Source organism: Corynebacterium sp. HMSC08F01, assembly GCF_001807545.1.
Taxonomy (GTDB): Bacteria; Actinomycetota; Actinomycetes; order Mycobacteriales; family Mycobacteriaceae; genus Corynebacterium; species Corynebacterium coyleae.
In genome coordinates, this window is record NZ_KV789308.1 from 1 (window position 1) to 12,322 (window position 12,322).

Consider the following 12,322-nt stretch of genomic DNA (forward strand, 5'->3'; position numbering starts at 1 on the left):
GCGTTTCACCCGACCGAGGGTGCAGTCAACTTGTATCGCACCCAGCGATTCGCCAATAGTAAGCAACGCGCGTTGGCATCGATGATGTCGCCGACGTGTCCGGTGCCGGATTGCCGGCATGGGGCTGACAACTGCGAAATGCACCACATCCAGGCCTGGCGGCATGGTGGGGAAACCAACCTGGCCAACCTGGTGCCGTTATGTCGGTTCCATAACGGGCGCAACGACGATGACCCGCGTGAAAACCGCTACGGGCGAATACAGATACGCGATGGGATACCGGTGTGGGTATCGCCGGGAGGGACAGTCGTCGAAAAGCATCCGCCCGGAGCCATGCAACAACTCTTCACATAACGAAAAAGCCCGCCAAAAAGCGGGCCAATCGTCGTGCCTACACACTACTTCGCAGACGGAACCTCCGGCGCGACACCAGTGCGCTCATACTCCGCGAGAATATCGATACGACGCTGATGACGCTCCTCCTCACTCCACGGCTGAGCAACAAACGCATCAACGATCGCGAGCGCCTCTTCCTCGGTGTGCATGCGCCCGCCGATGCCGATGAGTTGCGCGTTGTTGTGCTCGCGGGCTAGTTTCGCGGTCTCTTCCGACCACGCCAACGCACAACGAGCACCCTTGACCTTATTCGCCGCAATCTGCTCACCATTGCCCGAACCACCAAGCACAATGCCCAGAGAACCCGGATCCGCAACAACAGCCTCCGCTGCGGCGATGCAAAACGCCGGGTAGTCATCCGCGGCGTCGTACTCGTGGGCGCCGCAGTCAGTCACCTCATGACCCTGCGCCTCAAGATGGGCCTTAATCTGATTCTTCCGCTCGAAACCGGCGTGATCTGCTCCAAGGTAAACACGCATAAGGCTTAGCGTACCTGCGGGGCTTCCGTACGGCTGCGCTTGAGCTCAAAGAAATACGGGAAACTTGCCACACCAACCGCATGGTCGAACAACTTCCCAGCATCCTCGCCCTCCGGCACACGCGTGATCACCGGGCCGAAAAACGCACTGTCGCCGAACTTGACCACCGGGGTGCCGACGTCGTCGCCAACCTCAGCCATTGCCGACGCGTGAAAACCGCGCAAGGCCTCATCAACCTCGTCGGTATTCGCCACATCCGCGTACTCCGCGGGCAAACCGACCTCGGCAAGCGCCTCCGCAATAACACTGTCGTAGGCGCCGAAACCTTTCTTGTGATCCTGGCCGCCAGTGTGGATGATCGTGCCCATCGCCGTGTACAGCGCGTCGATCTTGTCCGGGGCATCCTGCTTCACTTTCGCGAACACACGCGCGGGACCCCAGTTCGCCTTCATCAACTCGGCATAGTCGGCAGGGATGTCACGGCCGTCGTTGAGCACGGAGAGCGACATCGGCACCCACTCGACCTCAACATCGCGGACTTTCTCCACTTCCTTCATCCAACGCGAAGTCAACCAGCAAAACGGGCAGGAAACATCAAACCAAAAAGTCACTTGCTCTTTCATGCCGCCCACAATAGCGCGTGTAGCCTGAGTCACATGAAGACTAATCTCACGCGTGAAGACGCGCAGTTGCGCGCAAAGCTCATTTCCAACGTTCGTTACGACATTCTGGTGGATATCACTGGCAAGGACACGTTCACGACGGTGTCGACAATCCAGTTCGATTCCGAGGCGGGAACGACGCACTTTGACCTGGTGGCGGAGTCGTTCGAGGCGACGCTTGATGGTGAGGCGACTGGCCAGGAGATCACGTTGTCGGCGGGTTCCCATGAGCTGCGGGTGACGTCGACGGAGCCGTACAACCGCACGGGTGAGGGCCTGCATAAGTTCACGGATCCGGTGGACGGCAAGGACTACCTGTACACGCAGTTTGAGCCGGCGATGGCGATGAAGGTGTTTGCCTCGTTTGATCAGCCGGATTTGAAGGCGACGTACAAGGTGGGTGTGAAGGCGCCGGAGCGTTACACGGTGATTCTGAATGAGGCGGTTTCACGCGAGGAAAACGGTGACGGCACCGCGACCTGGACCACGACGATTGATTACCCGCTGTCGACATACCTGGTTGCGATTTGCGCGGGTGAGTTTGAGAAGGTCACCGACACGTACGACGCGGGTGATGGCCGCACGATTGAGCTTGGTCTGTACGCGCGTGCCAGTTTGATTCCGCATATGGATTCGGAGCGACTGTTCCGTCAGACGAAGGACGGCTTCGATTTCTATCACGCGAATTTCGGCCGCAAGTACCCGTTTGGCGACAAGTACGATCAGGTGTTTTGCCCGGAGTACAACATGGGCGCGATGGAGCACGTTGGTTGTGTGACGTACCGCGATGAGTACATTTTCACGTCTGAGCCGACGCCGTATCGTCTGGAGCGTCGCAACGATACGATTCTGCATGAGATGGCGCATATGTGGTTCGGCGATCTTGTCACGATGGAGTGGTGGGACGATCTGTGGCTCAATGAGTCGTTTGCTACGTGGTCGGCGGCGACGGCGCAGGTGGGTATCGGTGAGTATCCGGAGGCGTGGACGACGTTTGCCACGGTGGAGAAGGCGTGGGCGTATTCGCAGGATCAGTTGCCGTCGACGCACCCGATTGCTGCGGATGCGCCGGATATTGAGACGGCGGAGCAGAATTTCGACGGCATTACGTACGCCAAGGGTGCGTCTGTGTTGAAGCAGTTGCAGGCGTATGTGGGTTATGAGGAGTTTTTCGCGGGTGTGCGTAAGCACTTCGATAATCATGCTTACTCCAATGCCACGTTCGATGATCTGCTTGGCGCGCTCGAGGAGGCTTCGGGTCGCGACTTGTCTAACTGGGCTGAGCAGTGGCTGCGTACTACCGGTGTGTCGCGTCTTTACCCGGAGATTTCGGACACGTTTACCGTGGTGCAGGAGTCGCCGGTGTTGCGCGATCACCGTGTTCGCGTGGGGCTTTATTCGCTTATCGACGGCACCGTGCAGCGCACCCACCAAGTCGAACTCGATATCACCGGCGAGCGCACTGAGATTCCTGAATTTTCAGGCGTGAAACACGATCTCGCCCTGGTGAACGACGACGACCTCACGTACTGCCTGATGGGCCTCGATGCGCAGCAGCAGCAGTTTGCCGTGGAGCACTTGGGCCAGATTGAGGATTCGCTGGCGAAGACGTTGGTGTGGTCTTCCCTGTGGGAGTCTGTGCGCGATGGTCGTCTGCCTGCTCGTCAGTATGTGGAGTTGGTGGCGCGTGAGGTTGGCCCGGATATGCAGGAGCGGATCGCCGCTCAGGCTACTGAGGCTGTGAAGCGCTACGTTGATCCGGCGTGGCGCCGCACCGGCTTCGATCTGTTGAACGAGGCGTTCCGTGGTCAGGAGCCGAAGGCGGTGTTCGACCGTGCGCTTGCCCGTCTGGAGCCGACTGAGGAGACGGTTGAGTACTTCAAGGATTTGCTGAAGACCTCCGAGAATCAGGAGGTTCGTTGGTTGGCGATCACGAACCTTCTCGCTGCTGGCGCCTTGCCGTTGGAGGCCGTTGACGAGGAGAAGGACGAGACGTCGGAGGGTGCGATTTCGCGGTTGAGGGCGAAGGCGGTCGTCGATAAGCGTTGGGCTTGGGACAAGCTCATTAACGACGACCTGACCAATCTCGAGGCCCGCTACCTCATGGACGGGCTCACCTTCACCGACGCTGGGCTCGAGGGGTTGACCGACGAGTACTTCCGCGCCGCGCCGGCCCTGTGGGACCGTTTGACCAACGAGATGGCGCAGCGCACCCTGGAGGGCATGTACCCGCGTTGGGACGTCACGCAAGAGGCTGTTGAGAAGGCAAACGCCCTGCTGAACAGCGACGTCCCCAATGGCCTGAAGCGTGTTATCGCCGAAGGCCAGGACCGCTCCGCACGCGCTGTGCGCAACCGCGCGGCCGACGCAGCAGCAAATTAAAGCTGCTTGAGGGCTTGTTCGAGGTCGGCGATCAGGTCGGCCTCGTCCTCAATGCCCACTGAAATTCGGACCAACTCCCCCGGCACCTCGAGCGCCGAGCCGGCCACGGACACATGCGTCATGGTGGCGGGGTGCTCGAGCAGGCTTTCCACGCCGCCGAGGGATTCGGCGAGGCAGAACAGTTTCGTCGACTTGCAGAACGTCTTGGCCTGCTCGGTGGTTTGGAACAGTACGGAGACCATGCCGCCGAAGCGGGTCATCTGCTTTTTCGCCACCTCGTGGCCCGGGTGTGTTTCGAGTCCCGGGTAACACACGCGGGAAACTTGCGGTTGGGCATCGAGGTATTTGGCCACGGCTTCGGCGTTGTCGCAGTGGCGGTCCATGCGCACGGCGAGGGTTTTCAGGCCGCGGCCGGTGAGGTAGGTGTCGAACGGGGATGGGTTGGCGCCGACCCAGCCGAAGAAGAAGCGGAGTTGTTCGTGGAAGCCGTCGACGCGGTCGTTGCGGCCGCAGACGATGCCGCCGACGACGTCGGAGTGGCCGCCGATGTATTTCGTCGTTGAGTGGAGGACGACGTCGGCGCCGAGTTCGAATGGTTTTTGCAGGTAGGGGGATGCGAAGGTGTTGTCGACGACCAGCGCTGCCTGCTTCTTCACTGCCGCGATTGCTTCGATGTCGACGATGTCTAGCATCGGGTTCGTCGGCGTTTCCACCCAGATGACCTTGGTGTTGTCTTGGACGGCGGCGGCGACCTCTGTGGGGTTGGTCATGTCGACGACGGTGTTTTCCACACCCCAGAGGGTGAAGACTTGTTGGATGAGGCGGTAGGTGCCGCCGTAGGCGTCGTTGGATACGACGACGTGGTCGCCGGGTTTGAGCAGGATGCGGAGGACGACATCGATAGCTGCCATGCCGGAGGAGTAGGCGACGGCGAAGTCGGCGTTTTCAAGCGCCGCAACAGCTTTTTCCAGGGCGGTGACGGTGGGGTTTCCCACGCGTGTGTATTCGTAGCCGCCGCGGAGTTCGGCGAGGCCGTCTTGGGCGAAGGTGGTGGAGGCGTAGATGGGGGTGTTGATTGGCCCGTAGAGGCTGTCGGGCTCGTAGCCTGCGTGGATGGCGTTGGTGGTGAATCCGTAGACAGTCATGTGCACAGACACTAGACCAAGCGGTACACCCCTCGGTCATTTTTATGCATCGCGCGTACACTCGTGCGGTGATGGATACTCAAGATGCTTCTGAAAAGGTTGACCAAGCTGTCGAGGGCGTGACGTCGTGGTGGAACAATCCGCAAACGCATGAATTGTTCATTGAGCGCCCGGTGAAGATCGTGCTCATTTTGCTGGTTGCAATTGTGCTGAATTGGCTGGCGAATGGCATTATTCGGCGTGCGACGCGCCAGGGAATTAAACGCTCGAATGTGTTGAAGTATGAGGGGCGTGATGCGCAGCAGATTCGTGCGCAGGAGAAGCGTCGTCAGCAGCGGATGAAGACGCTGGCCAATGTGGGCCGGTCGGTGGCTGCGATTGTGATTTGGGCGTGGGCGGTGCTTGCGGTGCTGGATCAGTTGGGGGTCAATGTTGCGCCGCTGATTGCGTCGGCTGGTGTTGTCGGTGTGGCGATTGGTTTTGGTGCGCAGTCGTTGGTGAAGGATTTCTTCTCCGGTGTGGCGATTTTGATTGAGAACCAGTTCGGGGTGGGTGACACGATTGAGGTCGGCGATGTTGTGGGTGATGTTGAGGAGATGACGCTTCGCATCACCACGCTTCGCGATATCGACGGCGCTCTGTGGTACATCCGCAATGGCGACATCGATCGGGTTGGCAATCACTCGGCCCGCTTCTCTACCGCGCGTGTGCAGGTGCCGGTGTCGTTGATGGTGGATCCGGATGAGGTGTCGCGTTTGATCGAAGAGACCGCTGTTGCGGGCTGCCAGGACAAGGAAGTCGCCGAGCTGGTGATGGGCACTCCGCGGATGTTGGGTCCGAGCGAAGTGACGCCGAATTACATGTCGTTCCGCGTGGAGGTGCAGACGATGCCTGGCATGCAGTGGACGGTTGCGCGTTATTTGAATCAGCGGATTTTGGCGGCGTTGCACCGCGAGGGTGTGGTGTTGACGCCGCGGGAGTCTGTGTTGGTGAAACAGCAGGAGGAAAACGTTGGAGATTAGCCCGAAGCAGGAGCAGACGCTTTTCGACGCCGTCGGCGGCGAACCATTCTTCACCCGCCTTGTCCGCGGGTTTTACGATCAGGTCAAGGAAGATGACCTCATCGGCCCGATGTACCCGGATCAGGATTGGGAAGGAGCGGAGAACCGCCTGCGTTGGTTCCTCGTCCAGTATTGGGGTGGCCCGCGCGAGTATCAGGCGCAGCGCGGCAACCCGATGTTGCGCAAGCGCCACTTCCCTTTCGCGATCGGTGAGCCGGAGGCGGATCGTTGGCTCGAGTTGATGGGCAAGTCGATGGAGCAGTTTGACGACGACGAGCTGCCCGAACCGTACCGCGCCCAGATGTGGAATCACATGCAGCGTGTGGCGTACATGATGATCAACCAGGGCCCGCGGGCCTATTAGTCCCAGCCCGGGCCGCCAGCGAAGCGCGGCCCGCTAGAACAGCAGGCCGAGTCCGGCGTTGCGGTAGACGGATCCGAAGGGGGCGTCTAGGCGGGTCCAGCGCCCGCAGCTGGATACGCGCAGGTGACGCGGGATCTCCGCGGGTGCTTCGAAGCCGGGGATGAGGCCGAGTGCGGTGCAGGCGAAGATCATCCGCATGGGGATCTCCACTGGGTCGTCGCTGTCGGCGTCGGCGGTGAGCACGATCCCGTCCAGCAAGGATTTCGGTGGGCCGGCTGGTCCGGAGAATTGGCGGGCGAGGTTGCGGCCTTCGTCGGCAAGCCTGCGGGCCACGCCGACGGGGACCTGTTCTCGTGCGACGAATCCGGTGGCGGGTGGCAGCGCCCCGGGCCAGACGGCATCGTGCGCCGGCCCGACCTCAACAGAACCGGACTGCAGCGCGGCGAGGAGGTCGCGGGCGCTGACGGTGGCGGTGTTGTGGGAGGTGGTGCCGGTGATTCGTCGAGAAGCAATTGCGTCGAAGGGCGTGGTCACGAACACGTCGAGCGCACCATCTCCGACCTCTTGTATGCGGGCGGAGGCCTGCGGGTCAAGGCCAACGGCGCGGCCGACCAGGGTGGTCAGTCCGCGCGCGCCGGTATCGATGTCGAGGGAGATCACCTAGTTGTCGGCCGCCTTGGACAGGATGCCGATCTCCTTCTTCGTGATCTCGCGCGGCGAGGTCGTCGCAGTATCCACCGTAACCTGCACACACTCCACCACTGCGCAGGTTTTGCCCTGCGCGTCCTTGATTTCCTGGCGGGTGGTAAACGAGGTATTGCCTACGTTGACCACCTGCGTCTCCACGGTCACTTCAGTGGTGTTGGGCAGGATCGGACGGACGTAGTCCACCTCGAGCCGGCGCACGAACACCACGAACTCGTGGCCTTCGGAATAGAAGAACTTCTCCGCGAACGCCAGGCGCGCCTCCTGCGCCAACTCGACGTAGGCCGAGTTGGTCACGTGACCGTAGCGGTCAAAGTCGCTCCAACGCACCGGAATAGTGTGCACGTGGATTTCTGCCATGGGGTTTGCTCCTAACGGGTGAGCTTGCGGTGGGTGACGCGCGACGGTTTGGCGGCTTCCTCACCGAGGCGTTCGACCTTGTTCTTCTCGTAGTCGCCGAAGTTACCTTCGAACCAGAACCACTTGCCTTCTTCGACGTTGCCTTCCCACGCGAGGATGTGGGTACAGGTGCGGTCGAGGAACCAACGGTCGTGCGAGATGACCACGGCGCAGCCCGGGAAGGCCTGCAGTGCGTTTTCGAGGGAGCCGAGGGTTTCCACGTCAAGGTCGTTGGTGGGCTCATCGAGCAGGATCAGGTTGCCGCCCTGCTTGAGCGTCAGCGCCAGGTTGAGGCGGTTGCGCTCGCCGCCGGAGAGGACCTTGGATGGCTTCTGCTGATCAGCACCCTTGAAACCGAAGGCGGACAGGTAGGCGCGCGACGGCATTTCGTTCTGGCCGACGTGGATGTAGTCCAGGCCGTCGGAGACAACTTCCCACACGGTTTCTTCGGGGTCGATGTTTTCGCGGTTCTGGTCCACGTAGGAGATCTGGACGGTCTCGCCGACGGTCACGTTGCCGGAGTCCGGCTCTTCCAGACCAACGATGGTCTTGAACAGCGTCGACTTACCTACACCGTTGGGGCCGATGACGCCGACGATGCCGTTGCGCGGCAGGGTGAACGACAGGTCCTTGATCAACACGCGTCCGTCGAAGCCCTTGTTCAGGTTTTCCACCTCGACGACCTTGCTGCCCAGGCGGGGCGGGGTCGGGATTTGGATTTCTTCGAAGTCGAGCTTGCGGTACTTCTCTGCCTCGGCTGCCATTTCTTCGTAGCGCTCGAGACGTGCCTTGTTCTTGGCTTGGCGTGCCTTCGGGGAGGAGCGGACCCAGTCCAGTTCCTTCTTCAGGCGCTTCTGCAGCTTCTGGTCCTTCTTGCCGGCAACTTCGAGGCGCTCGGCCTTCTTCTCCAGGTAGGTGGAGTAGTTGCCTTCGTACGGGTAGAGCTGGCCGCGGTCGACCTCACAGATCCATTCTGCGACGTTGTCCAGGAAGTAGCGGTCGTGGGTAATCGCGAGCACGGCGCCCGGGTAGGTCTGCAGGTGGCGCTCCAACCAGAGGACGGATTCGGCGTCGAGGTGGTTGGTGGGCTCGTCGAGAAGCAGGAGGTCCGGCTCGCTCAGCAGCAGTTTCGCCAGTGCTACTCGACGACGCTCACCACCCGACAGGTTGGTCACCGGCGCATCAGACGGCGGGCAGCGCAGAGCCTCCATGGCCTGCTCGATCTTGGAGTCGATCTCCCACGCATCGGCTGCGTCGAGTTCTTCTTGCAGCTTGCCCATTTCTTCCATGAGCTCGTCGGAGTAGTTGGTCGCCATTTCCTCGGCGATTTCCTCGAAGCGCTGCTTCTTTTCAAACAGCTCGCCGAGGCCTTCTTCGACGTTGCCGCGGACGGTCTTTTCTTCGTTGAGCGGCGGCTCCTGCAGCAGGATGCCAACGGTGGCTCCTGGCTGCAGGAAGGCTTCGCCGTTGTTTGGCTGGTCGATGCCCGCCATGATCTTCAGCAGCGACGATTTACCGGCGCCGTTCGGACCCACAACGCCGATCTTGGCGCCTGGGTAGAAGGCCATGGTGACGTTGTCCAGGATGACTTTTTCGCCAATGGCCCTGCGGACGTTTTTCATCGTGTAGATGAACTCAGCCACTACGTTTCCCCTTTTGTTGGTGAATGCGGACGTTAAATACCGCAATCAGGGTACATCACGTGGCTGAGTACGACGCCCTCCTAGAACGGTGCCTTGGCGGCGCTGAGGTCTTCGGCGCTGTAGCGGGCCTCGTCGGTGCCGTCGGGGGCTCCGTCGAGAGCATTGTCTCCCCCATCGGCTTCGGCGGCCACCGGCTCGGCCGGGTCGACCGGGTCGGCGAAGCTGGGTGGTTGGCCGGTGAGCCGCTCGAACACGGCCTCGGCATCCATAACAGGTACCGCGTCGTGTCCGTCGAGGCTGTGTCCGGAGTTGGAGGTGCGCGCCGAGTTGAGCTGGTAGTGGTTCATGTCAAAGGCCACGTTGCGGGCCTTGAGCATGATCTTCGAGCGGGTGACGGCGTTGTTGCCTTCGCCTTCTTGCCAGAAGTCGGTGACCAGCGAGCCGTCGACAATGACGGGGAATCCCTTCTTCAGCGACGCTCCACAGTTCACGGCGAGTTGCCCCCAGCATTCGACGTCGATGAACAGCGGGTCGACGTCTTCCCAGACCTCTTTGCCGTTGTCGTCGGTGACGCGCCTTCTTTTCGACGACGCCAGCCTCATCTTGGTTACCGTCGCCCCACTCGCAAACAACACAAGTTTCGGATCGTCGGTCAGGTTGCCAATTAGGCGGATGGTGTTTTGGCTCATGGAAGAGCCCCCCTTTCCATAGTGCGGATGATGGTGTGCGGGGTGTCGTCGTGAAGCAACGCCCTGCACACTTCGAGGTTCGCACGATTTTTAAAGCCGGTAAAGGGGTGGTCCGTTTCTGTGGATAACTTTGAAACCAGATTCCACAATCCGCTGCTAGGAGCGATTTCCGTACTGAGCGAGCATCTCGTTGTAGCGGCGCCATTCTTCGTCATCGGTCTCTTTCGCGCGACGATCGGCCTCTTCCGTCTCGGCGCGGTCTTCGCGCAGCCACTGCATGAACAACTCACCGAAGACGATCAGCAGCGGGAAGGAACCGGATGCCCAGGCGATACCGCCGCCCTCCTTCTGAATCTGCGCCAGATCCGGGTTCCACGGCAGTTCGAGGTTGTTGTAGAAGTCCTCGCCCATAACCACGCCGAGCTGCATGAGGTACACGCCCATGAACAGGTGGAACGGCATGGACACCCACAGCCAGGCCAGGCGAGTTTTCGCGGTGGCGCGGCCTTCAATATGGTCGGGCCCGATCAGTTCCCAGAAGTAGAAGTAGCCAGACACCATAAAGACGGCGTTCATGATGACGTGGCCGGCGTGCTCGGAAATCATCAGCTCGTAGAGCGGGATGAACACATACATGGCGTAGAAAAACACCAGGAACTGGATGGTGGACACCGGCGGGAACGTGACCACACGCAGGAACTTCGAGCGCTGGAAACTCTCCGCCCACATGCGCGGGTTGAACTCGCCTGCCGGATACGCCTTGCTGATCAGGGTCAGCGGGGCGCCGAGCACCATAAACACTGGCACGCCCATCGACAGGATCATGTGGACGGTCATGTGCACCGAGTACGACGCCGGCATGTGCATGCCCAATCCCGAGCTCAGCGTGACGACGACCGTCACACACCCAAGCAACCACCACACCGTCCGCGACGTCTTCCACCCGTCCACGCGGCGCACCAGGCGCAAGTAGTACACAGCCAGAAGAATCGCAATGACACTGAACAGCAACTCCGGGCGCCACAGTGTGATCCAGTTGGTCCAGGAGATCTGTTCAGAAAGGTTGTACCCCATCTTCACCTGCATGCGGGTGAGGTTCGGGTCGAGCGGCGGCGGGGGCGGCGTGCGGCCAAGGGTGACCGCAAGGCCGGAGACCGCAGCCATGATCAGGACTTCCACCGCTCCGAGGCGGGCAAACGCCTTCGGCTGGCTGTCCAACAGCGGGATGGTGCGCTCGCGGTGGGCGTAACCAATGATGCCGAGCAGCACAATCGCTACCGTCTTCACGATCAGCACGATGCCGTAGCTATACTCCGTCAACTCACTAATACGCACGCGCACCAGCGCGTTAATCACACCGGAAAGCGCCATAGCCAGGATGGAAAACAGGGCAACCATGGAGTAGCGGCGGGAGGCTTCGGTGAGGTGAGGGCCTCGTCGTAAAGCATGCGCCACAAGCGCCATAAGACCGCCAACCCACAGCAACATGGCCACGAGGTGCCAAATGAGCGAGTTGGTGCCAAAGTCGTGGGAGCCGCCCGTCGCCGAGTGGCCGGTCAGACCGATCGGCATGACCACCACAATCGCGCCAATAAACAGCGCAACCTGCGACCACCAACTCGTCGCGATGTAGCCACCGACGGCCACCACCGCCGCAAACGCAGCGACGATCAGCCACACGCGAGCCTCTTTCACCTGCTCCAAGGCCTGCGTCCAGGCGGCCGCCTCAAACATGACAGTCTTCATCGGCTGGCCCGACACATCCGACAGCACCAGCGGAATCATCAACAACCCAATCAGCACGATGCCCGCACTCGCGTGCGCACCAGTACGCGAAGCGATGTGCCCGTCCACCGTCAACTGCGCACCGTTGAGATCCTCCCCCTGCATGCGCGGCGGGATGAAGAATGACGACAGCATGAACGACCCCACCGCCAACGCCATAAGAATCCACGCCACACCGCGCAGCGCCGGCAAACCAAACGTGGTGGTCACGCCGGGGTCCGGAATACCGAGCGCCGCCAGCGACCCACCAGAGAACGACTGCGCCACCGCACCCGCGACCACCGCGGCCGCAGCGAGCGCCGCAAGATAGAGCGGCCAAGCGGAAACAACAGCAGGCTTTCGGGCAGTCTCAGTCATGCTGCATACCCTACTTTCGCCCGCGAAACGGCCATAACTACAATCATTCGCACTGCCCCCATAGCTCAGTGGATTAGAGCATCCGGTTTCTACCCGGCTGGTCGCGGGTTCGAATCCTGCTGGGGGCGCTTTGTGTTTCTGGGGGGTTGGGATGAGGGGCGCGCCGCGTACTTGGTGAGAACGCATTGGTGAAGATGCCGATTTTTGGCCGTCTTCACCAATGCGTTGGTCAAGTCCCGTGAAGTGGTGTAGCCG

12 protein-coding genes and 1 tRNA gene are annotated in these 12,322 nt (G+C 60.9%); 5 read left to right on the forward strand and 8 right to left on the reverse strand.

Features of this window, described 5'->3' with window-relative positions; translation table 11 throughout:
• The coding region (locus HMPREF3171_RS11645; protein WP_141743364.1) for an HNH endonuclease signature motif containing protein at window positions 1-354 on the forward strand (354 nt) is incomplete at its 5' end.
• A gap of 44 nt (window positions 355-398) precedes the next feature.
• Here the strand turns inward: HMPREF3171_RS11645 and HMPREF3171_RS05685 are convergent.
• A complete protein-coding gene (locus HMPREF3171_RS05685) occupies window positions 399-875 on the reverse strand; it encodes a ribose-5-phosphate isomerase (protein WP_070483561.1) in 477 nt (158 codons plus the stop codon).
• A gap of 5 nt (window positions 876-880) precedes the next feature.
• Complete coding sequence (locus tag HMPREF3171_RS05690) at window positions 881-1,498, reverse strand: mycothiol-dependent nitroreductase Rv2466c family protein (protein ID WP_070483563.1); 618 nt, start codon at window positions 1,496-1,498, stop codon at window positions 881-883.
• A 33-nt stretch (window positions 1,499-1,531) separates the two neighbouring features.
• Between HMPREF3171_RS05690 and pepN the strand changes: the two genes are divergently transcribed.
• Entirely contained in the window at window positions 1,532-3,919 is a 2,388-nt protein-coding gene (pepN, locus tag HMPREF3171_RS05695) for an aminopeptidase N (protein WP_070483565.1), read from the forward strand.
• Here pepN and HMPREF3171_RS05700 read toward each other — a convergent pair.
• Complete coding sequence (locus tag HMPREF3171_RS05700; protein ID WP_070483567.1) at window positions 3,916-5,064, reverse strand: cystathionine gamma-synthase; 1,149 nt, start codon at window positions 5,062-5,064, stop codon at window positions 3,916-3,918. The two genes, pepN and HMPREF3171_RS05700, sit on opposite strands and share 4 nt — an antisense overlap.
• Window positions 5,065-5,135: 71 nt before the next feature.
• On the opposite strand from HMPREF3171_RS05700, the gene HMPREF3171_RS05705 reads away from it, so the two are divergent.
• Both HMPREF3171_RS05705 and HMPREF3171_RS05710 read left to right on the forward strand, forming a co-directional pair.
• The gene (locus HMPREF3171_RS05705; protein WP_070483577.1) at window positions 5,136-6,086 is read left to right on the forward strand and encodes a mechanosensitive ion channel family protein; all 951 of its coding nucleotides are present in this window, start codon (window positions 5,136-5,138) and stop codon (window positions 6,084-6,086) included.
• On the forward strand, window positions 6,076-6,489 hold the full coding sequence (locus HMPREF3171_RS05710) for a globin (RefSeq protein WP_083284784.1): 414 nt from the start codon (window positions 6,076-6,078) through the stop codon (window positions 6,487-6,489). Before HMPREF3171_RS05705 ends, HMPREF3171_RS05710 begins: the two co-directional genes overlap by 11 nt.
• A 33-nt stretch (window positions 6,490-6,522) precedes the next feature.
• On the opposite strand, the gene HMPREF3171_RS05715 is transcribed toward HMPREF3171_RS05710, so the two are convergent.
• The 5 genes from HMPREF3171_RS05715 to HMPREF3171_RS05735 all read right to left on the reverse strand — a co-directional run bounded on the left by HMPREF3171_RS05715 (window position 6,523) and on the right by HMPREF3171_RS05735 (window position 12,067).
• Complete coding sequence (locus HMPREF3171_RS05715) at window positions 6,523-7,149, reverse strand: DUF8185 domain-containing protein (RefSeq protein WP_070483569.1); 627 nt, start codon at window positions 7,147-7,149, stop codon at window positions 6,523-6,525.
• On the reverse strand, window positions 7,150-7,554 hold the full coding sequence (locus HMPREF3171_RS05720; protein WP_070483572.1) for an acyl-CoA thioesterase: 405 nt from the start codon (window positions 7,552-7,554) through the stop codon (window positions 7,150-7,152).
• A gap of 11 nt (window positions 7,555-7,565) precedes the next feature.
• Window positions 7,566-9,236, reverse strand: coding sequence for an energy-dependent translational throttle protein EttA (gene ettA / locus HMPREF3171_RS05725; RefSeq protein WP_070483574.1), 1,671 nt, complete (start codon window positions 9,234-9,236; stop codon window positions 7,566-7,568).
• An 80-nt stretch (window positions 9,237-9,316) separates the two neighbouring features.
• Window positions 9,317-9,925 carry a single-stranded DNA-binding protein gene (locus tag HMPREF3171_RS05730; protein WP_070422572.1) on the reverse strand — a complete coding sequence of 203 codons (609 nt, stop codon included), beginning with the start codon at window positions 9,923-9,925 and terminating at the stop codon, window positions 9,317-9,319.
• Between the two features lie 156 nt (window positions 9,926-10,081).
• Window positions 10,082-12,067: a bifunctional copper resistance protein CopD/cytochrome c oxidase assembly protein gene (locus HMPREF3171_RS05735; RefSeq protein ID WP_070483575.1), complete on the reverse strand. Its 1,986-nt coding sequence runs from the start codon at window positions 12,065-12,067 to the stop codon at window positions 10,082-10,084.
• A 54-nt stretch (window positions 12,068-12,121) separates the two neighbouring features.
• On the opposite strand from HMPREF3171_RS05735, the gene HMPREF3171_RS05740 reads away from it, so the two are divergent.
• Window positions 12,122-12,195 (forward strand) — tRNA-Arg (locus tag HMPREF3171_RS05740).
• Window positions 12,196-12,322: the final 127 nt, after the last annotated feature.

Excerpts from the sequence above, each read along its gene's own strand:
- HMPREF3171_RS05705 (WP_070483577.1), top strand. The coding sequence starts at position 5,136 with ATGGATACTCAAGATGCTTCTGAAAAGGTTGACCAAGCTGTCGAGGGC.
- HMPREF3171_RS05685 (WP_070483561.1), bottom strand. The coding sequence starts at position 875 with ATGCGTGTTTACCTTGGAGCAGATCACGCCGGTTTCGAGCGGAAGAAT.
- pepN (WP_070483565.1), top strand. The coding sequence starts at position 1,532 with ATGAAGACTAATCTCACGCGTGAAGACGCGCAGTTGCGCGCAAAGCTC.
- HMPREF3171_RS05690 (WP_070483563.1), bottom strand. The coding sequence starts at position 1,498 with ATGAAAGAGCAAGTGACTTTTTGGTTTGATGTTTCCTGCCCGTTTTGC.
- HMPREF3171_RS05700 (WP_070483567.1), bottom strand. The coding sequence starts at position 5,064 with ATGACTGTCTACGGATTCACCACCAACGCCATCCACGCAGGCTACGAG.
- HMPREF3171_RS05735 (WP_070483575.1), bottom strand. The coding sequence starts at position 12,067 with ATGACTGAGACTGCCCGAAAGCCTGCTGTTGTTTCCGCTTGGCCGCTC.
- HMPREF3171_RS05730 (WP_070422572.1), bottom strand. The coding sequence starts at position 9,925 with ATGAGCCAAAACACCATCCGCCTAATTGGCAACCTGACCGACGATCCG.
- HMPREF3171_RS05720 (WP_070483572.1), bottom strand. The coding sequence starts at position 7,554 with ATGGCAGAAATCCACGTGCACACTATTCCGGTGCGTTGGAGCGACTTT.